Source organism: Pseudomonas sp. 273 (genome assembly GCF_029201425.1).
Lineage (GTDB): Bacteria > Pseudomonadota > Gammaproteobacteria > Pseudomonadales > Pseudomonadaceae > Pseudomonas > Pseudomonas delhiensis.
Genome location: NZ_CP116775.1, coordinates 4591341 through 4611103 on the forward strand (window position 1 = coordinate 4591341; position 19763 = coordinate 4611103).

Annotated in this window: 17 protein-coding genes and 1 pseudogene; 5 read left to right on the plus strand and 13 right to left on the minus strand. The window is 65.9% G+C overall.

Going from position 1 to position 19763, the window contains the following annotated elements:
- Nucleotides 1-261: 261 nt before the first annotated feature.
- Nucleotides 262-744: a GAF domain-containing protein gene (locus tag PKO50_RS20850; RefSeq protein WP_275627130.1), complete on the minus strand. Its 483-nt coding sequence runs from the start codon at nt 742-744 to the stop codon at nt 262-264.
- On the minus strand, nt 741-1634 hold the full coding sequence (locus PKO50_RS20855; protein WP_275627131.1) for an ATP-binding protein: 894 nt from the start codon (nt 1632-1634) through the stop codon (nt 741-743). Before PKO50_RS20855 ends, PKO50_RS20850 begins: the two co-directional genes overlap by 4 nt.
- A 95-nt stretch (nt 1635-1729) precedes the next feature.
- Here PKO50_RS20855 and PKO50_RS20860 point away from each other — a divergent pair.
- Nucleotides 1730-4100 (plus strand): annotated as a pseudogene (locus tag PKO50_RS20860) (ATP-binding protein).
- A gap of 13 nt (nt 4101-4113) precedes the next feature.
- Here PKO50_RS20860 and PKO50_RS20865 read toward each other — a convergent pair.
- From PKO50_RS20865 to msrB, 3 genes are all read right to left on the minus strand, one after another.
- The gene (locus tag PKO50_RS20865; RefSeq protein WP_109936343.1) at nt 4114-4581 is read right to left on the minus strand and encodes a MarR family transcriptional regulator; all 468 of its coding nucleotides are present in this window, start codon (nt 4579-4581) and stop codon (nt 4114-4116) included.
- Nucleotides 4578-5063, minus strand: a complete 486-nt coding sequence (locus tag PKO50_RS20870; RefSeq protein WP_275627132.1) for a glutathione peroxidase — start codon at nt 5061-5063, stop codon at nt 4578-4580. The genes PKO50_RS20865 and PKO50_RS20870 overlap by 4 nt, the downstream gene beginning before the upstream one ends.
- A 112-nt stretch (nt 5064-5175) precedes the next feature.
- Complete coding sequence (gene msrB, locus PKO50_RS20875; RefSeq protein ID WP_109936341.1) at nt 5176-5577, minus strand: peptide-methionine (R)-S-oxide reductase MsrB; 402 nt, start codon at nt 5575-5577, stop codon at nt 5176-5178.
- 303 nt (nt 5578-5880) lie between these two features.
- Here msrB and PKO50_RS20880 point away from each other — a divergent pair, with 303 nt between their 5' ends.
- The 3 genes from PKO50_RS20880 (at nt 5881) to htpX (ending at nt 8573) form a co-directional block, all read left to right on the plus strand.
- Nucleotides 5881-7092 (plus strand): pyridoxal phosphate-dependent aminotransferase, encoded by a 1212-nt coding sequence (locus PKO50_RS20880; protein WP_089391675.1) that lies wholly within the window; start codon nt 5881-5883, stop codon nt 7090-7092.
- 2 nt (nt 7093-7094) lie between these two features.
- Nucleotides 7095-7541 carry a hypothetical protein gene (locus PKO50_RS20885; RefSeq protein WP_275627133.1) on the plus strand — a complete coding sequence of 149 codons (447 nt, stop codon included), beginning with the start codon at nt 7095-7097 and terminating at the stop codon, nt 7539-7541.
- Between the two features lie 144 nt (nt 7542-7685).
- Nucleotides 7686-8573 carry a protease HtpX gene (gene htpX / locus PKO50_RS20890; protein ID WP_089391677.1) on the plus strand — a complete coding sequence of 296 codons (888 nt, stop codon included), beginning with the start codon at nt 7686-7688 and terminating at the stop codon, nt 8571-8573.
- Nucleotides 8574-8621: 48 nt separating this feature from the next.
- Here the strand turns inward: htpX and PKO50_RS20895 are convergent, their stop codons facing one another.
- Nucleotides 8622-9275, minus strand: coding sequence for a thiopurine S-methyltransferase (locus tag PKO50_RS20895; RefSeq protein WP_275627134.1), 654 nt, complete (start codon nt 9273-9275; stop codon nt 8622-8624).
- 98 nt (nt 9276-9373) lie between these two features.
- Nucleotides 9374-9565, minus strand: coding sequence for a hypothetical protein (locus PKO50_RS20900; protein ID WP_146219654.1), 192 nt, complete (start codon nt 9563-9565; stop codon nt 9374-9376).
- Between the two features lie 338 nt (nt 9566-9903).
- Here PKO50_RS20900 and PKO50_RS20905 point away from each other — a divergent pair, with 338 nt between their 5' ends.
- On the plus strand, nt 9904-10674 hold the full coding sequence (locus tag PKO50_RS20905) for a class III extradiol ring-cleavage dioxygenase (RefSeq protein WP_275627135.1): 771 nt from the start codon (nt 9904-9906) through the stop codon (nt 10672-10674).
- A gap of 569 nt (nt 10675-11243) precedes the next feature.
- Here PKO50_RS20905 and PKO50_RS20910 read toward each other — a convergent pair.
- From PKO50_RS20910 to tig, 6 genes are all read right to left on the minus strand, one after another.
- Nucleotides 11244-13121 carry a SurA N-terminal domain-containing protein gene (locus PKO50_RS20910; protein ID WP_275627136.1) on the minus strand — a complete coding sequence of 626 codons (1878 nt, stop codon included), beginning with the start codon at nt 13119-13121 and terminating at the stop codon, nt 11244-11246.
- A gap of 230 nt (nt 13122-13351) precedes the next feature.
- Entirely contained in the window at nt 13352-13624 is a 273-nt protein-coding gene (gene hupB / locus PKO50_RS20915; protein ID WP_003087931.1) for a nucleoid-associated protein HU-beta, read from the minus strand.
- Nucleotides 13625-13760: 136 nt separating this feature from the next.
- Nucleotides 13761-16157 carry an endopeptidase La gene (lon, locus tag PKO50_RS20920; RefSeq protein WP_109936334.1) on the minus strand — a complete coding sequence of 799 codons (2397 nt, stop codon included), beginning with the start codon at nt 16155-16157 and terminating at the stop codon, nt 13761-13763.
- Between the two features lie 134 nt (nt 16158-16291).
- A complete protein-coding gene (gene clpX, locus PKO50_RS20925; RefSeq protein ID WP_109936333.1) occupies nt 16292-17572 on the minus strand; it encodes an ATP-dependent Clp protease ATP-binding subunit ClpX in 1281 nt (426 codons plus the stop codon).
- A gap of 106 nt (nt 17573-17678) precedes the next feature.
- Nucleotides 17679-18317, minus strand: a complete 639-nt coding sequence (clpP, locus tag PKO50_RS20930; protein WP_009623460.1) for an ATP-dependent Clp endopeptidase proteolytic subunit ClpP — start codon at nt 18315-18317, stop codon at nt 17679-17681.
- A gap of 91 nt (nt 18318-18408) precedes the next feature.
- On the minus strand, nt 18409-19719 hold the full coding sequence (tig, locus tag PKO50_RS20935) for a trigger factor (RefSeq protein ID WP_275627137.1): 1311 nt from the start codon (nt 19717-19719) through the stop codon (nt 18409-18411).
- Between the last annotated feature and the right edge of the window lie 44 nt (nt 19720-19763).

Genomic DNA, 19763 nt, shown 5'->3' on the forward strand with positions numbered 1-19763 from the left:
GCGAGCAGGCCTGCGGCCCCCTCACCCTAACCCTCTCCCGGAGGGAGAGGGAACCGTTCGGAGTACATGGGCGTTTCGGCGTTAGCCGGCTAGCACAGGGATCCCCAGTTGAAACCAGGCCTCTTCTCGGCACGGACTAGCTCCCTCTCCCCCGGGAGAGGGCTGGGGTGAGGGGAAAGCCCGAGCGCCGATGCCATTCCCCTGTAGGAGCGCGCCCTGCGCGCGATTTCGCGGGCAGGGCCCTCTCCTACAATCCGCGGCTCAGCAATCGGTCAGGCGCAGGAAGATCCCGGCCAGGTGCTCGATGCCGGCCTGGTCCTCGGCGCTGAAGCGGCCGACGCTCGGGCTGTCCAGGTCGAGCACGCCGATCAGCCGGCCGTCCTTGACCAGCGGCACCACCAGCTCGCTGTTGGAGGCGCTGTCGCAGGCGATGTGGCCCGGGAAGGCGTGCACGTCCTCGACCCGCTGCGTCTGGCGGGTACGCGCCGCGGCGCCGCACACGCCCTTGGCGAAGGGGATGCGCACACAGGCCACCTTGCCCTGGAACGGGCCCAGCACCAGTTCCTCGTCCCTGTTCAGGTAGAAGCCGGCCCAGTTCAGGTCGCCCAGCTCATGGAACAGCAGGGCGGCGAACTGCGAGGCGTTGGCGATGAAGTCGCGCTCGTCGGCGAACAGCGCCTCGGCCTGCGCCGCCAGCAGCGCGTAGCCACCCAGCCCGGCGCCGGTCTGTTGCAGGTCGATCATGGTTCTTCTCCTTCGAGCAGTTGGCGGCCCACCCAGTAGCGGGCGAATTGATAGGCACAGCGGCCGTTGCGGTTGCCGCGCCCGAGGGCCCAGCGGATGGCTTCCTTCTCCAGCGGTTCGTCCCAGGTGAAGGCCAGCGCGGACCTGCCGGCCAGCACCTCCACCCAGTGCCGTACCACCTCCAGGAAATGTTCCTGGGTGAAGGGATAGAACGACAGCCACAGGCCGAAACGGTCGGACAGGGCGATCTTGTCCTCCACCGCCTCGCTGGGGTGCAGTTCGCCGTCGACCATCTTCCAGTTCTCGTTGTCGCTCTGCTTTTCCGAGACCAAGTGGCGGCGGTTGGAGGTGGCGTACAGCAGGACGTTCTCCGGGGCCTGCTCCAGCGAGCCGTCGAGCACGCTCTTGAGCACCCGGTAGTCGCCCTCGCCGGCGTCGAACGAAAGGTCGTCGCAGAACAGCACGAAGCGTTGCGGCAGGCCCTGCAGTTGCTCCACCACCCGCGGCAGGTCGGCCAGGTGGTCGCGCTCGATCTCGATCAGGCGCAGCCCGTCGTGGGCCAGCGCGGCCAGCAGCGCGCGCACCAGCGACGACTTGCCGGTGCCGCGGGCACCCCACAGCAGGGCGTGGTTGGCCGGCTTGCCGGCGACGAACTGGCGGGTGTTGCGGGCCAGCTGCTCGCGCTGCTTGTCCACGCCCAGCAGGTCGTCCAGGCGCAGGTCGAGGTTCACCTGCAGCGCCTGCAGGTAACCGCTGCGGCCATCGCGGTGCCAGCGGGCGGCCAGGCAGCGCTGCCAGTCGATGGGCTCGCGCAGCGCCGGGAGCAACGGCTCCAGCCGGGCCAGCACGTTTTCCGCGCGGGCCAGGAAATCATTCAGACGGGAATCCACGGCTTTCTCCCAGGAATCTTCAGCGTACCGACGCTGGTATTCGGTCATGTCACAGAGATGGCATCGCCTCTGCCGACAGCCTATCGGCTTGGGCTATGCTAGGCGCCAGAAAAGCACTCTCGAGGCGAAGTCCCGCACCTCATGGATATTGCGCTTACCCATCGCCTCTCGTTCAAGCAGGCCAGCCTGACAGTGCTGGTCGCCTTCATCCTCGGCACCCTGCTCAGCCTCATCCAGGTGGGCGTCGATTATGCCAGCCAGGACGCCTCCATCAACCGCGAAGTACGCGCCCTGCTGGACGTCAGCCACAACCCGGCGGCGCGCATCGCCTACAACATAGACGCCGAACTGGCCCAGGAACTGGTGGTGGGCCTGCTGCGCTCGCCGGCGGTGATCCGCGCGGAGATCATCGACAGCGCCGACGTCGCCCTGGCCAGCGCCGGCCGGCCGCCGGCGGAGAGCCGCCTGCGCCCGCTCAGCGACTTCCTCTTCGGGCACATGCGCGTCTACGAGGAGCCGCTTTATATAGAACACCAGCCCAGGGAATCCCTCGGCGTGCTGCGCCTGGAGATCGACACCTTCGTCTTCGGCAACGACTTCCTGCGCCGCGCCGGCATGACGCTGATCTCCGGCTTCGTCCGCAGCCTGCTGCTGTCGCTGATCCTCCTGGTGCTGTTCTACGGCCTGCTGACCAAGCCGCTGGTGAGCCTGATCGAGGTCCTCGCCCGCCACGACCCGCGCTCGCCCACGCGCCTGCGCCTGCCCTGCCCCCACGGCCACGAGCGCGACGAGATCGGCGTGCTGGTGGAGGTGACCAACCGCCAGCTCAGCCATATCGCCGTGGAGATGGAACAGCGCCGCGAGGCCGAGGACCGCCTGACCCGCTACCTGGCCGAGCTGGAGAACATAGTGGCGGCGCGCACCGCCGAGCTGAAGGCGGCCAACGCCCGGCTGACGCAGTCCAACCAGCAACTGGAAAGCGCTCGACTCAACGCCCTGGACATGGCCCAGGCCCGCGCCACCTTCCTGGCCAACATGAGCCACGAGATCCGCACCCCGCTCAACGGCCTGCTGGGCATGCTCGGCCTGGCCCTGGACGGCCCGCTGAGCCCGGAGCAACGCCAGCAGCTGTCCATCGCCCACGACTCGGGCAAGGTGCTGGTGGACCTGCTCAACGACGTGCTCGACCTGTCCAAGTTCGAGTCCGGCCAGCTGGAGCTGGAGAAGATTCCCTTCGACCTCGCCACCCTGGTGGAAGACACCGCCAGCCTGCTGTCGCAGAACGCCGCCCCGGCGGTGGAGCTGACCTGCCTGGTCAGCCCCGAACTGCCGGCGCAGCTGGAGGGCGACCCGACGCGGGTGCGGCAGATCGTCAGCAACCTGCTGTCCAATGCCCTCAAGTTCACCCGCCTGGGCCGCGTCGACCTGCGCGTCGAACCCTGGGAGGACGGTGTGCGCATCAGCGTCCGCGACACCGGCATCGGCATCGCCCCCGACGCCCTGCAGCGCATCTTCCAGCCCTTCACCCAGGCCGACGCCGGCATTACCCGCCAGTTCGGCGGCACCGGCCTGGGCCTGGCGCTGACGCGCAAGCTCTGCGAGGCCATGCAAGGCGAGCTGAGCGTCAGCTCGCAACCGGGCCTGGGCAGCGAGTTCGCCGCGACCCTGCCGCTGCCCGCCCTGAGCCCCGCGCAGGCGCTGGAGCCCCTGAGCGGCAAGGTGATTGCACAGTGCCCGGCCAATAGCGGCCTGGCCGAGCTGTTGCAGGCCTGGCTGCCGCGCTGGGGCCTGGACTACCGGCGCCTGGACATCGACGCCAACCTGGTGGGCGTGGAGCTAGACGTGCTGCTGTCCGACTGCCCGGACTGCCTGGTCGGCCTGCGCCGGCACCTCAAGGAGCGCCCGGTGCTGCTGGTCACCGCCTACGGCAGCTTCGTCGAGGCCGAGCTGGCGCAGCAGCTGGCGCCCCTGCGCCAGCTGGCCCGCCCGCTCAGCCGCACCACCCTGCACCAGGCACTGGAGCAGGCCCTGCGGCGCCAGGCACTGCAAGCCCAGCGGCAGGCGCCGGGCAAGGCCCCGGAGCAGTTCGCCGCGCGCGTGCTGCTGGTGGAGGACAACCCGGTCAACCAACTGGTGGCCAGGGGCCTGCTGCAGAAGCTCGGCTGCCGGGTGCGGGTCGCCGCCGACGGCGAGGAGGCCCTGGCCGCCCTGGCCCAGGAAGACTTCGAGCTGGTACTGATGGACTGCAACATGCCGGTGATGGACGGCTACGAGGCGACCCGCCTGATCCGCCAGGAGCCGCGCTGGAAGGACCTGCCGGTGATCGCCCTGACCGCCAACGCGCTGCCCGACGAGCGCGAGCGCTGCCGCCTGGCCGGCATGGACGACTACCTGGCCAAGCCCTTCCACCGCGACGAGATGGCGGCGATGCTGGAACGCTGGGCCCAACCCCGGCTGAATGCCTGAGGCCGGCGGCGCCTCAGGGTTCCAGCGCCAGCAGTTGCCCGAGCAGGTCGTCCAGGCGAACGCGCAACTCGCCCATGGCGTCGAGGTCCAGGCCGCTGGCGCACAGCAGCGCCTCGCGCAGCGGCGCCACCTTCTCGCGCAGGGCGATGCCCTCCCCGCTCAGGCCCAGGTGCACCTCGCGCTCGTCCTGCCGCGCCCGGCGGCGCTGTACCAGGCCGAGCTGCTCCAAGCGCTTGAGCAGCGGCGTGAGGGTGCCGGAGTCGAGCAGCAGGCGCTCGCCCAGGGCCTTCACGGTCGGCTGCGCGGGCGGGCGCTCCTGCCATTCCCACAGCACCAGCATCACCAGGTACTGCGGGTAGGTCAGGCCGAGGGCGTCGAGCATCGGCCGGTAGCCGCGGATGATCGCCCGCGAGGCGGCATACAGGCGGAAGCACAGCTGATTATCCAGCAGCAGCGCCTGTTCCGGTTCGCGGCGGCTCATCGCAGCAGCGCTTCGATCTCGGCGGCGAGTTCCTCCGGCTTGGTCAGCGGGGCGAAGCGCTTGACCCGGCTGCCGTCGCCGCTGACCAGGAACTTGGTGAAGTTCCACTTGATGCCCTGGCTGCCCAGCACGCCCGGCGCGCGCTTCTTCAACTGCACGTAGAGCGGGTGGGCGTCGGCGCCGTTGACGTCGATCTTCCTGAACAGCGGGAAGCTGACGCCGAAGTTCAGCTCGCAGAACTGCGAGATCTCGCCCTCGTCGCCCGGCTCCTGCTTGCCGAACTGGTTGCAGGGGAAGCCCAGCACCATCAGGCCCTTGTCGCGGTACTGCTCCCACAGTGCCTCCAGGCCCTTGTACTGTGGGGTGAAACCGCACTTGCTGGCGGTGTTCACCACCAGCAGCGCCTTGCCGCCGAAATCGGCCAGGGTCTTCTGCTCGCCCTTGATGGTCGTGCAGGGGATGTCCAGCAGTACGTCGCTCATGGAAATGGCTCCGGAGAAGTGGGGGTGCGAGCAAGATAGCGCCCAATTAAATTGCACACAATTTATTTCTGCCGAAAAAAGGCCCGCTGGTGACCAGCGGGCCTCGCGCCACTCAGGCCCCGTCGCGCGGCACCAGCTTCAGCGACGCCGAGTTGATGCAGTAGCGCAACCCGGTCGGCCGCGGCCCGTCGGGGAAGACGTGGCCCAGGTGGGCTTCGCAGGCGGCGCAGCGCACCTCGATGCGGTGCATGCCGTGGCTGAAGTCCTCCAACTCGGCGATGGCCTGCTTCGACACCGGCTGGAAGTAGCTCGGCCAGCCGCTGCCGGAATCGTACTTGGCGTCCGAGTCGAACAGCGCCGCGCCGCAGCACACGCAGTGGTAGATGCCGGGGGTCTTGGTCGCGTAGTACTCGCCGGTGAAGGCGCGCTCGGTGCCGCCCAGGCGGCAGACGTGGAACTGCTGTTCATCGAGCTCCTCGCGCCAGCTTTCCAGGGGCTTCTCGATCTTTTCCATCGTTGTACCTCGCAAGCTCGAAAAAAGCCCGTCCGCGCCCTTTCGCGGAAAACGGGCCGCACGTATGATGCGTGACGTCATCGCCGGATGCAGAATCTGCCGCGCAAGGGATCATCGACGATAAAAAAGCCTTTTTATGGGCTTTTTTTCGTTCGTTTCTCCGTCAACCAGGCGTTTTTTCAGTTTCAGCGCCAGGAAGCGCGACATTCCGCAACCTCGTATAGACGCCAGTCTGTCACCCGCGTTACAGCCTGCCAAGCCAGGGCCGGAGCGCGGGAACCTTCATTTCGGGAACGCCACATCATGCAGGTCAGCAAATCGAACAAGCTCGCCAACGTCTGCTACGACATCCGCGGGCCGGTGCTCAAGCACGCCAAACGCCTGGAAGAGGAAGGCCATCGCATCCTCAAGCTGAACATCGGCAACCCGGCGCCGTTCGGTTTCGAGGCCCCCGACGAAATCCTCCAGGACGTCATCCGCAACCTGCCCACGGCGCAGGGCTACAGCGACTCCAAGGGCCTGTTCAGCGCGCGCAAGGCGGTGATGCAGTACTACCAGCAGAAGCAGGTGGAAGGCGTCGGCATCGAGGACATCTACCTGGGCAACGGCGTCTCCGAGCTGATCGTCATGGCCCTGCAGGCGTTGCTCAACAACGGCGACGAGGTGCTGATCCCGGCGCCCGACTACCCGCTGTGGACCGCCTCGGTGTCGCTGGCCGGCGGCAAGCCGGTGCACTACCTGTGCGACGAGCAGGCCGGCTGGTTCCCCGACATCGCCGACATGCGGGCCAAGATCACCAGCAACACCAAGGCCCTGGTGCTGATCAACCCGAACAACCCCACCGGCGCGGTCTATTCCAGGGAAGTGCTGCTGGACATCGTCGAACTGGCGCGCCAGCACAACCTGGTGATCTTCTCCGACGAGATCTACGACAAGATCCTCTACGACGACGCCGTGCACATCTCCACCGCCTCCCTGGCGCCGGACGTGCTCTGCCTGACCTTCAACGGCCTGTCCAAGGCCTACCGGGTGGCCGGCTTCCGCTCCGGCTGGATCGCCATCTCCGGGCCCAAGCACAAGGCCCAGAGCTACATCGAGGGCCTGGACATCCTGGCCAACATGCGCCTGTGCGCCAACGTGCCCAGCCAGCACGCCATCCAGACCGCCCTGGGCGGCTACCAGAGCATCAACGACCTGGTGCTGCCCGGCGGCCGCCTGCTGGAACAGCGCAACCGCGCCTGGGAGCTGCTCAACGACATCCCCGGGGTCAGCTGCGTCAAGCCGATGGGCGCGCTCTACGCCTTCCCGCGCATCGACCCCAAGGTCTGCCCGATCCACAACGACGAGAAGTTCGTCCTCGACCTGCTGCTGTCCGAGAAGCTGCTGATCGTCCAGGGCACCGCCTTCAACTGGCCGTGGCCGGACCATTTCCGCGTGGTCACCCTGCCCCGCGTCGACGACCTGGAACAGGCCATCGGGCGCATCGGCAGCTTCCTCGGGAGCTACCGCCAGTAACCATGGACCTGCAGATAGACGACTTCTACAAGGACGCCGCCGCCGGGATGCTCCTGCTCTACCAGGCCTTCCCGCGCAAGGTCGCCCTGTACGTGGAAGACCTCATCGGCCGCGAGGAGCACGACGAGTTCGGCCTGCCCAGCAAGCGCCACCAGGCCTGCCTGGGCGCGCTGCTGTGGCTGGCCGAGGAAGGCTACCTGCGCTACGACGGCTGCATCCGCCACGAAGCCCTGGACCAGGCCGTGCTCAGCGAAAAGGGCTTCCTGCGCCTGAGCCGCGCCCTGCCCCGCGGCAGCGCCGACGATCCGCAGCTGCCCGCCAGCGTGCGCCGCCAGCAGGCCACCCTCGCGCAGCAATTGCGCGACGCGCTGGCCGATGGGCACGGCGAGCGCATCTCGCGCCTGGCCCGGCTACTCTTCGAGTACGCTGGCGTGGAAAAAGAGACATAGTTTGAAATAGTCCCCACGTTGAATCGCCTAGGGGCCGACCGCATATACCCCGCATAATCCAGCCCGGCCCCGGAGCGCGCACGCCCGGGGCATCGGCGCGCCCCTGCGCGCCGTGCGCCCAAGTCGCGAGGAGAAGTCTTACCCATGATGCGCATCCTGCTGTTCCTGGCCACCAACCTGGCGGTCGTGCTCGTCGCCAGCATCACCCTGAGCCTGCTCGGCTTCAACGGGGTCATGGCCGCCAACGGCATCGACCTCAACCTGCAAGCGCTGCTGGTCTACTGTGCCGTCTTCGGCTTCGCCGGCTCGATCATCTCGCTGTTCCTGTCCAAGTGGATGGCCAAGACCACCACCGGCACGGAAATCATCAGCCAGCCGCGCACCCGCCACGAGCAGTGGCTGCTGCAGACCGTCGAGCAGCTCTCGCGCGAAGCCGGCATCAAGATGCCCGAGGTGGGGATCTTCCCGGCCTACGAGGCCAACGCCTTCGCCACCGGCTGGAACCGCAACGACGCCCTGGTGGCCGTCAGCCAGGGCCTGCTCGAGCGCTTCTCGCCGGATGAAGTGCGCGCGGTGCTCGCCCACGAGATCGGCCACGTGGCCAACGGCGACATGGTCACCCTGGCCCTGGTGCAGGGCGTGGTGAACACCTTCGTCATGTTCTTCGCGCGCATCTTCGGCAACTTCGTCGACAAGGCGGTGTTCAAGACCGAGGAAGGCCGCGGCCCGGCCTACTACATCGCGACCATAGTCGCGGAGCTGGTGCTGGGCATCCTCGCCAGCATCATCGTCATGTGGTTCTCGCGCCGCCGCGAGTTCCGCGCCGACGCCGCCGGCGCCCACCTGGCCGGCAGCAACGCGATGATCGCCGCGCTGCAGCGCCTGCGCGCCGAACAGGGCGTGCCGGTGCACATGCCCGACAGCCTGACCGCCTTCGGTATCAACGGCGGGCTCAAGCATGGCCTCGCCGGCCTGTTCATGAGCCACCCGCCGCTGGAAGAACGCATCGAGGCGCTGCGCAACGCGCGCTGATCGCGCCGATACAGCAGGAGGGCGGCCCCGGGGCCGCCCTTCTGCTTTTCAGTCCCGGTGCAAGCGGAACACCACTTCTTCCAGGCGCTTCACCCCGCGGTCGAGGAACTTCCAGTTCTCGCCCAGCACGTCCAGGCGCTCCAGCTCCACGACCTGCCACTGCGCGAAGCGCGTCCTCACTTCATCCGCCAGCACCGCGAACGGCGGCCCGGACATCTGCTCCTGGGGGTATTCCAGGGTGACGAGCAGGCCCTCCAGCGGCCGCGGCAGGATGGCGGCCAGGTGCCGCGCGTAGTCCTCGCGCATGTCCGGCGGCAGGGCGATGAGCGCGGCCCGGTCGTAGAGCGCCTGGCAATCGGCCAGGTGTTCGGCCGCCAGGTCGAAGAAGTCGCCCTGGAGGATCTCGACGTTGCCATGCCGATAACTGCGCAGCGCACCCCGCTGCTCCACCTCGGGCTGCCAGCCCTGCTCGGCGAAGAAGTCCTTCACCGCGCGCTCGGCCAGCTCCACCCCCAGCACCCGGTAGCCCTGCTCCGCCAGCCAGACCAGGTCGCGCGACTTGCCGCACAGCGGCACCAGCACCCGCGCGCCCCGCGGCAGGGCCAGCATCGGCCAGTGGCGAACGAGGTAGGGGTTGACCTCGGCGAGGTGGAAACCGATTTCGTTGCGCGACCAGCGCGCCTGCCAGAAGTCTTCGTGCATGGGCTCCATTCCTGCTGCGGTGCAGGCCGGATTGCCTGCACGGAATCGACGGAGCGGCTCCGCCGGGTGCCCATGATCGCCCAGCGGGGCGTCTGCCGCTAGCGACCGCGCAGCAACGCCGGCCGCAGCGGCCAGTGCAGCCAGCCGTGGCGCACGGCCGGCTCATGCCGCTCGACCACCCCCAGGCTCACCCGCCCCGAGCGGATGCGGCGAACGATGAGCTCGGTACCGTCGGCGAGCACGAGACGGTCGCCTTCCCGGAGGATCAGCTCTTGCCTGAAGGTTTGCATGGATGGGACCTCGAACGCTGGAAACGACGACTGCATCGCGGGGCGCGCAGTATCTCCGCCCCCACCCCTCAGTCAAAGAGAAGCAGGCCGCAACTTGCTGTAGCTCTTTTCAGAGGATAGATGGCTTTGCGACGCAGCCTGCAAAACCACCTCGGCAACCGTCTTCGCCGAAGGCAGACAGTGGCTTGGAGCGGCCACTGGCCATCCAGGTTCAACCCGATCGTCGCCTCGGGCACAGCCTGGCAGCATCGAATTAACGGATGGTTATGGTCGAAAACCCATACTGGATTTCGATCTATCGCAGCGGGAACATAACGCCATCACTTTGGAGGTGTTCCATGCTCCCTACCCTGTTCATATCCCACGGCTCCCCCATGCTGGCGCTGGAACCCGGCGCCAGCGCGGCGCCGCTCAAGCGCCTGGCCGACGAACTGCCCCGGCCGAAGGCGATCCTGGTGGTATCGGCGCACTGGGAAACGCCGGACCTGCGCATCACCGCCAGCCCGCGGCCGGAGACCTGGCATGACTTCTACGGCTTCCCCCGCGCCCTCTACGAGGTCCAGTACCCCGCCCCCGGCGCGCCCGAGCTGGCCCGGCGGGTCGTCGAACTGCTGGCCAGCCGGCAGATCCCGGCCAGCCTCGACGCCGAGCGCCCCCTGGACCACGGCGCCTGGGTCCCACTGAGCCTGATGTACCCGGCCGCGGACATCCCGGTGCTGCAGCTGTCGCTGCCCAGCCGCCTCGGCCCGCGCCTGCAGGACCACGTCGGCAAGGCTCTGCGCCAACTGCGCGAAGAGGGCTTCCTGCTGATCGGTTCGGGCAGCATCACCCACAACCTGGGCGAACTGGACTGGCACGCCGGCCCCGACGTGGTCGAGCCCTGGGCCCAGGCCTTCCGCGACTGGATCGTCGAGAAGCTCGCGAGCGACGACGAGGCCGCGCTTTTCGACTATCGCCAGCAGGCGCCGTCGGCAGCGCGCAACCACCCCAGCGACGAACACCTGCTGCCGCTGTACTTCGCCCGCGGCGCCGGCGGCCCCGCCATGCGCGTCGAGCACGCCGGCTTCACCCTGGGGGCGCTCGGGATGGATATCTACCGTTTCGGTTGAGTGCCCCCACAAGGGCACCGCAAGCGGATAACGCTTCGCCGGGAGGCACGGCGCGAGGAGAACCGTAGGGCGCATAACCGTTCGCGGTTATCCGCCGCTGGCCCGCGCTCCATGGCCATGAAGGTGCCAGGTGAGCGCCCCGATCGGCGGATAACGCTTCGCGTTATTCGCCCTACGCGCCCGCAGGGAGGCACGGCATGAGGGGAACCGTAGGGCGCATAACCGTTCGCGGTTATCCGCCGTTGGCCCGCGCGCCATGGCCATGAAGGTGCCAGGTGAACGCCCCGATCGGCGGATAACGCTTCGCGTTATTCGCCCTACGCGCCCGCCGGGAGGCACGGCGTGAGGGGAACCGTAGGGCGCATAACCGTTCGCGGTTATCCGCCGCTGGCCCGCGTGCCATGGCCATGAAGGTGCCAGATGAGGCCTCCGATCGGCGGATAACGCTTCGCGTTATTCGCCCTACGCGCCCGCCGGGAGGCACGGCATTTCCCTTCGCGGATGAACGGCACCCCAATGAAAAAGGCGGAGCAGGTCACCCTGCTCCGCCTTTTTTCACACCAGGTGGATCAGTACTTCTCCACCTTGGCCTGGTCGTTCAACTGGCGACGGAAAGCGGCGAAGTCTTCCTGGCCGCTGCGCGAGGCGAGGAACTGGCGGTACATGGCCTTCTCCTGGTCGCTCAGGGTGGCGCCCGGCTCGCTGACGCCGTTCAGGCGCACCAGCACGTAGTCGCCATTGCCCAGGGTCACACCGGCGAAGGTCGGTTGCCCGGCCTTGGCCGGACGCGCCATGCGGAACACTTCCTGGAGCAGCAGCGGGTCGACGCCCTCCTGGCCACGGGAAGCGGCTTCCACCACTTTCCAGGTCTGGCCGTTCTGGGCCTGGGCCAGCGGCGTCTTGCCATCGCGCAGGCCTGCCAGCAGGGCTTCGCCCTGAGCCTTGGCGGCGTCGGCGGCATGCTGGCGCTGCAGCACTTCGCGGATGGAAGCGGTGACTTCCTCCAGGGTCTGCTGCTGCGGCTTATGGTGCTCCTTGACGCGCAGCACAACCACGGTCTCCGGGTCCAGCTCGATGGCGCCGCTGTTGGCGCCGTCTTCCAGCACCTCGGTGCTGAAGGCAGCCTGGATGACCTGGCGGTTGGCGGCGACGCCCTCGCCGCCTTCGCGGCCGAAGGGCTTGCTGGTCTCGACCTTCAGGCCCAGTTCCTGGGCCGGCTGGGCCAGGTCGGAGGCCTCGTAGGCGGAGCTTTCCAGCTGCTTGGTGGCGTCGACGAAGCGCTGCTCCACCAGTTGGCTCTTCAGGTCCTGTTCCAGCTTGGGCTTCAGGCTGGCGAAGCTCGGGACTTCCGGCGCCTGCACGCCGAGCAGCTTGACCAGGTGCCAGCCGTACTGGGTACGCACCGGCTCGGACACGTCGCCCTTGGCCTTCAGGCCATAGAGCGCATCCTCGAAGGCCGGGTCGTAGACGCCACGGCCGGCGTAACCCAGGTCACCGCCATTGCCGGCGGAGCCGATGTCGTTGGACTGCTCCTTGGCCAGCTTGGCGAAGTCCTCGCCCTTGGCCAGGCGCGCCTTGATCTCCTCGATCTTGGCCTTGGCCTGGGCATCGCTCTGCTTGGCGTTGACCTCGATGAGGATGTGCGCGGCGTCGCGCTGCTCGGAGAGGCCGGCGACTTCCTTCTGGTACTGGGCCTGCAGGTCCTCGTCCTTGGCGACGACCTGGTTGAAGAAGGACGACTTCTTCAGCTCGATGTAGTCGATCACCACCTGGTCCGGGCTCATGAACTCGGCCTTGTGGGCGTCGTAGTAGGCCTTGATGTCGGCGTCCTCGACCTTGGCCTTGGACGGATCGGCCTTGAAGGTCAGGGTTGCGAAGTCGCGGGTCTGCTTCTCCAGGCGGGCGAAGGCCTGCAGTTCGTTGTCGGTGACGAAGCCGGAACCGGCGATGCCGGCACGCAGTTGGCCGATGAGCATTTCCTGCTCGAGCATCTGGCGGAACTGCATGCGGGTGTAGCCGTTCTGGCGCAGTGCCTGGTCGAACTTGTCGGAGTTGAACTTGCCGTCGAGCTGGAACTCGGGGGTCAGCAGGATCAGTTGGTCGACCTGCTGCTGGGTGAAGGAGAACTTGTCGTTCTGTGCAGCCTGGAGCAACAGCTTGCGCTCGATCAGGCCCTTGAGTGCGGCGTCCTTGAGCAGCTTGTCGTCCAGGGTCGAGGCATCGAAGTCCTTGCCCAGGCGCTGCTGCAGCTGGCGGCGCTGCATTTCCTGAGCCTGCTGCAGCTCGGGGATGCTGATGTCGTCGCCATTGACCTTGGCAGCGACATTCTCGTGATGGGTAGCCCGGATGATGGCATCGAAACCGGTCAGCGCCATCAGCACGACGATGACACCGATGATGGTCTTGGCGATCCAGCCCTGGGAATTGTCCCTGATGTTTTGCAGCATGCGGCCCCCAAAAGCGGCCACGCACCTGCCGTCAGTGGCGGCGAGGCGTGGGTATTTAATATGCGGATATGAGAAAGGCGCATCCGAGGATGCGCCTTCTCGTAACGGGCGGAGCTAGCGAGCCTTGGCCCGCGACCCCCGGCGATGCGGGATGGTAACCCATCCCGAGCGCCGCTCCGCGGCCGATCCGACGCTAGGTCGGACCGGACAGGTCAAGACCGGAAAGACGCTTAGTTGACAGCATCCTTCAGGGCTTTACCGGCTTTGAAGCCCGGGATCTTAGCGGCAGCGATCTTGATCGGCTTGCCGGTTTGCGGGTTGCGACCGGTGCGGGCAGCACGCTCTTTGACAGCGAAGGTGCCGAAGCCAACCAGTACGACGGAGTCACCCGCCTTCAGGGCGCCAGTGACGGACTCGATTACCGCGTCCAGAGCGCGACCGGCAACAGCTTTCGGGATATCAGCAGATGCGGCAATTGCATCGATCAGTTCCGACTTGTTCACTCTAAGTCCCCTTATTTCTGTTGAGTATGTTTCTATGTGTTAGGTGTAAGCAAAAGCAGGTGCTGGTTTGCCAACTGACAAAGCAAGTGCCGCTTTATAACAAGGGCCCAAAAACAGTGTCAAGAAAGCCCCCCGGCTAATGCGTGCTGATTCGCTCCTTGGAATCAGACTCGCGTTTTTCATCCTTTGCAACCATCTCGGGAGCCGCATCGGGCAAGGGCTCCGGCGTGTATTGCAGCGCAATTTGCAGGACCTCGTCAATCCATTTAACCGGTTTAATAACGAGATCTGCCTTAATGTTATCCGGAATTTCCTTGAGATCACGGACATTTTCTTCCGGGATGATCACGGTTTTGATTCCCCCGCGGTGGGCCGCCAGAAGTTTTTCCTTGAGCCCGCCGATGGCCAGCACCTGGCCGCGCAGGGTGATCTCGCCGGTCATGGCGACGTCCGCGCGCACCGGGATCTGGGTGATCGCCGAGACCAGCGCGGTGCACATGCCGATGCCGGCGCTGGGGCCGTCCTTGGGCGTGGCGCCTTCCGGGACGTGGATGTGGATATCGTGTTTTTCGTGGAAGTCCGCCGGAATTCCCAGACTTTTCGCACGACTACGAACGACGGTCAGCGCAGCGGTAATGGACTCCGCCATCACGTCGCCCAGCGAACCGGTCTTGGTCAGCGCGCCCTTGCCGGGGACGATGGCCGACTCGATGGTGAGCAGCTCGCCGCCCACCTGGGTCCAGGCCAGCCCGGTGACCTGGCCGATCTGGTCCTGCTGCTCGGCCAGGCCGTAGCGGAACTTGCGCACGCCCAGGTAGTTCTCGAGGGTCTCGGTAGTCACCTTGGCCTCGATGCGCCGGGCCTTGGTCCCCTCCTTCACCGCCTTGCGGCAGACCTTGGCGATCTGCCGCTCCAGGCTGCGCACGCCCGCCTCGCGGGTGTAGTAGCGGATGATGTCGCGGATGGCCGCCTCGTCGAAGGTCAGCTCGCCCTTCTTGAGACCATTGGCCGCAGTCTGCTTCGACACAAGATATTTCGAGGCGATGTTGACCTTCTCGTCCTCGGTGTAGCCCGGCAGGCGGATGACTTCCATGCGGTCCAGCAGCGGGGCCGGGATGTTCATGGAGTTGGCCGTGCAGAGGAACATCACGTCCGAAAGGTCGTAGTCCACTTCCAGGTAGTGGTCGTTGAAATTGTGGTTCTGCTCCGGGTCCAGCACTTCCAGCAGGGCCGAGGCCGGGTCGCCGCGCATGTCGCTGCCCATCTTGTCGATCTCGTCGAGCAGGAACAGCGGGTTGCGCACGCCCACCTTGGTCATCTTCTGGATCAGGCGGCCGGGCATGGAGCCGATGTAGGTGCGGCGGTGGCCGCGGATCTCGGCCTCGTCACGCACGCCACCCAGGGCCATGCGCACGAACTTGCGGTTGGTGGCGCGGGCGATGGACTCGGCCAGCGAGGTCTTGCCCACGCCGGGTGGGCCGACCAGGCAGAGCACCGGGCCCTTGACCTTCTTCACGCGCTTCTGCACGGCGAGGTACTCGAGGATGCGCTCCTTGACCTCGTCCAGCCCGTAGTGGTCGGCATCGAGGATGTCCTCGGCCTTGGCCAGGTCGTGGCGCACCTTGCTCTCGGCCTTCCACGGCACGTTCACCAGCCAGTCGATGTACGAGCGCACCACAGTGGCCTCGGCGGACATCGGCGACATCTGCTTGAGCTTGTTCAGCTCGGCGTTGGCCTTGGCCAGCGCCTCCTTGGTCAGGCCGGCGGCGTCGATGCGCTTCTTCAGTTCCTCGACCTCGTTGTGGCCCTCGTCGATGTCACCCAGTTCCTTCTGGATGGCCTTCATCTGCTCGTTCAGGTAGTACTCGCGCTGGCTGCGCTCCATCTGCTTCTTCACCCGGCCGCGGATGCGCTTCTCGACCTGCAGCAGGTCGATCTCGGCATCCAGCATGGCCAGCACGTGCTCGACGCGGGCGGCCAGCTCGGTGATCTCGAGGATTTCCTGCTTCTGCTCGATCTTCAGGGCCATGTGCGCGGCCATGGTGTCGACCAGGCGGCCCGGCTCGTCGATGCTGTTCAGCGACGACAGCACTTCGGCCGGAACCTTCTTGCCCAGTTGCACGTACTGCTCGAACTGGCTCAGCAGGCTGCGGATGAAGACCTCGGACTCGCGCTCGCCGACCGGCGCCTCGTCGATGATCGACACTTCGGCGCGGCAATGGGCGTCCTCGTCGATGAAACGCTCGACATGGCCACGCTGCTCGCCCTCCACCAGGACCTTCACGGTGCCGTCGGGCAGCTTCAGCAGCTGCAGCACGGTGGCCACGGTGCCCATGCGGTACAGGCCGTCTTCGCCCGGGTCGTCGTCGGCGGGGTTCTTCTGCGCCAGCAGGAGGATCTGCTTGTCGCTGGTCATCGCGGCCTCCAGGGCCTCGATGGATTTCTCGCGCCCCACGAACAGGGGAATGACCATGTGCGGATAGACCACTACGTCACGCAGGGGAAGCAGGGGCAACTCGACGAGTGTTTTCATGATATTCGGCTCTACAGCGGCACTTGGCCAAAAAAGATGGGTTAGACCCTTGGGCCTAAGATGGGGTTAGGCCAGGGAAAAAACAAGCGCGGTAGACGGGAAGGAAAAAGGGGGCCCGAAGGCCCCCTTTTCTTTTATGCCTCAGGCGCAGCCTTGGCAGGCTGCTCGCTGTTCTCGTAGATCAGCAGGGGCTGGGACGAGCCGTCGATGACGCTCTCGTCGATGACCACCTTGCTGACCTCGGTCTGCGAGGGGATTTCGTACATGGTGTCGAGCAGGATGCCTTCGAGGATCGAGCGCAGGCCACGGGCGCCGGTCTTGCGCTCCAGGGCCCTGCGGGCTACGGCCTTGAGGGCGTCCGGGCGGAACTCCAGGTCCACGCCTTCCATCTCGAACAAGCGGGCGTACTGCTTGGTGAGGGCGTTCTTCGGCTCGGTGAGGATCTGCATCAGCGCCGCCTCGTCGAGTTCGTCGAGGGTGGCGATGATCGGCAGGCGGCCGACGAATTCCGGGATCAGGCCGAACTTGACCAGGTCTTCCGGCTCCACCTCGCGCAGCGCCTCGCCGACCTTCTTGCCCATGTCCTGGCTGCGAACCTCGGCACTGAAGCCGATGCCGCCCTTGGTGGAGCGGTTCTGGATGACCTTCTCCAGGCCGGCGAACGCGCCACCGCAGATGAACAGGATGTTGCGGGTATCGACCTGCAGGAACTCCTGCTGCGGGTGCTTGCGGCCACCCTGGGGCGGAACCGAGGCGACGGTGCCCTCGATCAGCTTCAGCAGGGCCTGCTGCACGCCTTCGCCGGACACGTCACGGGTGATGGACGGGTTGTCCGACTTGCGCGAGATCTTGTCGATCTCGTCGATGTAGACGATGCCCATCTGGGCCTTCTCTACGTCGTAGTCGCACTTCTGCAGCAGCTTCTGGATGATGTTCTCGACGTCCTCGCCCACGTAACCGGCTTCGGTCAGGGTGGTGGCGTCGGCGATGGTGAAAGGCACGTTCAGCAGGCGCGCGAGGGTCTCGGCGAGCAGGGTCTTGCCCGAGCCGGTCGGCCCGATCAGCAGGATGTTGCTCTTGCCCAGCTCGACGTCGTCCTTGCGGTCGCGCTGATTCAGGCGCTTGTAGTGGTTGTAGACCGCTACCGCCAGGGTTTTCTTCGCACGTTCCTGGCCGATCACGTACTGATCGAGGATGGAACGGATCTCTTTCGGCGCCGGAAGCTTGTGCGCGCTACTCTCCGCCTGTGCTTCCTGCACCTCCTCGCGGATGATGTCGTTGCACAGGTCGACGCACTCGTCGCAGATAAAGACCGAGGGGCCGGCAATCAACTTGCGCACTTCGTGCTGGCTCTTGCCGCAGAAGGAGCAATACAGCAGCTTGCCGTTGTCCTCGCCGTTGCGGGTGTCAGTCATTAGATCGTTCCAGTCGGATAGGCTTGAAACACAAGATGAAGGCAAATGCGGGCATTTTCAAGCCCGCGAAACGGCCGGTCGCCCGGCCGTGTTCGAGCGGAAAGACTCAGGCGGCCGAAGGGCGCTGAGTGTAAACCTGATCGATCAGACCATACTGCACCGCTTCCTCGCCGCTCATGAAGCGGTCGCGGTCGGTGTCGCGGGCGATCACGTCCAGCGGCTGGCCGGTATGGTGCGCCAGCACCTGGTTCAGGCGTTCCTTGATGAAGAGGATTTCCTTGGCGTGGATCTCGATATCCGAGGCCTGGCCCTGGAAGCCGCCCAGCGGCTGGTGGATCATCATCCGCGAGTGCGGCAGGCAGTAGCGCTTGCCGGCGGCGCCGCCCGCGAGGAGCAGCGCGCCCATGCTGCAGGCCTGGCCGACGCAGATGGTCGACACGTCCGGCTTGATGAACTGCATGGTGTCGTAGATGGACATGCCGGCAGTCACCGAACCGCCCGGCGAGTTGATGTACAGGTGGATGTCCTTGTCCGGGTTCTCGGCTTCGAGGAACAGCAGCTGGGCCACCACCAGGTTGGCCATGTAGTCCTCGACCTGGCCGACCAGGAAGATGATCCGCTCCTTCAGCAGGCGCGAATAGATGTCGTAGGAACGCTCACCGCGGGCGGACTGCTCCACCACCATCGGCACCAGGCCACCGGCGGCCTGGATGTTCGGAACTTGCGGCATGAAGGTATTCGGCATGTCCGACGATCACTCCCTAATGAAATAGATATGTCTCAAAGACATAAGCCAGCCCGAGGGCTGGCTTATGACGATCGAACGAAGGGTTGGATCAGGCCGCTACAGGAGCTTCAGCAGGCTTGACCGCGTCTTCGTAGGATACCTGCTTATCGGTCACTTTGGCCTTCTGCAGGACAGTATCTACAACTTGTTCTTCCAGTACAACCGAGCGCACTTCGTTCAGCTGCTGGTCGTTCTTGTAGTACCAGGCGACCACTTGCTCGGGCTCCTGGTAGGCCGAAGCCATCTCTTCGATCATCTCGCGAACGCGGGCTTCGTCGGCCTTCAGCTCGTGCTGCTTGACCAGCTCGGCGACGATCAGGCCCAGGACCACGCGACGCTTGGCCTGCTCTTCGAACAGCTCGGCCGGCAGTTGCTCGGGCTTGATGTTGCCGCCGAACTGCTGGACGGCCTGCACGCGCAGACGGTTCACTTCGTTGCCGATCAGGGCCTTGGGCACGTCGATCGGGTTGGCGGTCACCAGACCTTCCATCACCTGGTTCTTCACCTTGGACTTGATGGCCTGGCGCAGCTCGCGCTCCATGTTCTTGCGGACTTCGGCGCGGAAGCCTTCCAGGGTGCTTTCCTTGATGCCGAACAGGGCGAAGAACTCTTCGGTCAGCTCCGGCAGCTTGGGCTCGCTGACGCTGTTCACGGTGACGCTGAACTCGGCGGCCTTGCCGGCCAGGTCGAGGTTCTGGTAGTCCTCGGGGAAGTTCAGGGTGAGCACGCGCTCTTCACCGGCCTTGGCGCCGACCAGGCCTTCTTCGAAGCCCGGGATCATGCGGCCGGAGCCCAGCACCAGCAGGGTGCCCTTGGCCGAACCGCCGGCGAAGGCTTCGCCGTCGATCTTGCCGACGAAGTCGATGTTCAACTGGTCGTCGTTCTGCGCGGCGCGCTCGACGGCCTCGAAGCGGGTGTTCTGCTTGCGCAGGATTTCCAGCATGTTGTCGACGTCGGCGTCGGCCACGTCGGCCTGCAGGCGCTCGACCTCGATGCCGTCGAAGCCGGCGACCTGGAATTCCGGGAAGACTTCGAAGGTGGCCACGTATTCCAGGCCCTTCTCCTTCTCGAATACCTTCGGCTCCACCGACGGGGCGCCGGCCGGGTTCAGCTTCTGCTCGACCACGGCTTCGTAGAAGGTTTCCTGGATCAGGTCACCGAGGGCTTCCTGACGAGCGGCGGCTTCGTAGCGCTGGCGGATCACGCTCATCGGCACCTTGCCGGGACGGAAGCCGGGAACCTTGGCGCGACGAGCGGTCTGCTGCAGACGCTTGTTGACTTCGGTCTCGATGCGCTCGGCCGGCACGCCAACGGTCATGCGGCGCTCAAGAGCGGAGGTGCTTTCAACGGAAACTTGCATGGATATTCCTCGTGGCACAGACGTAAGCCGGTCCTTCCGGCTCC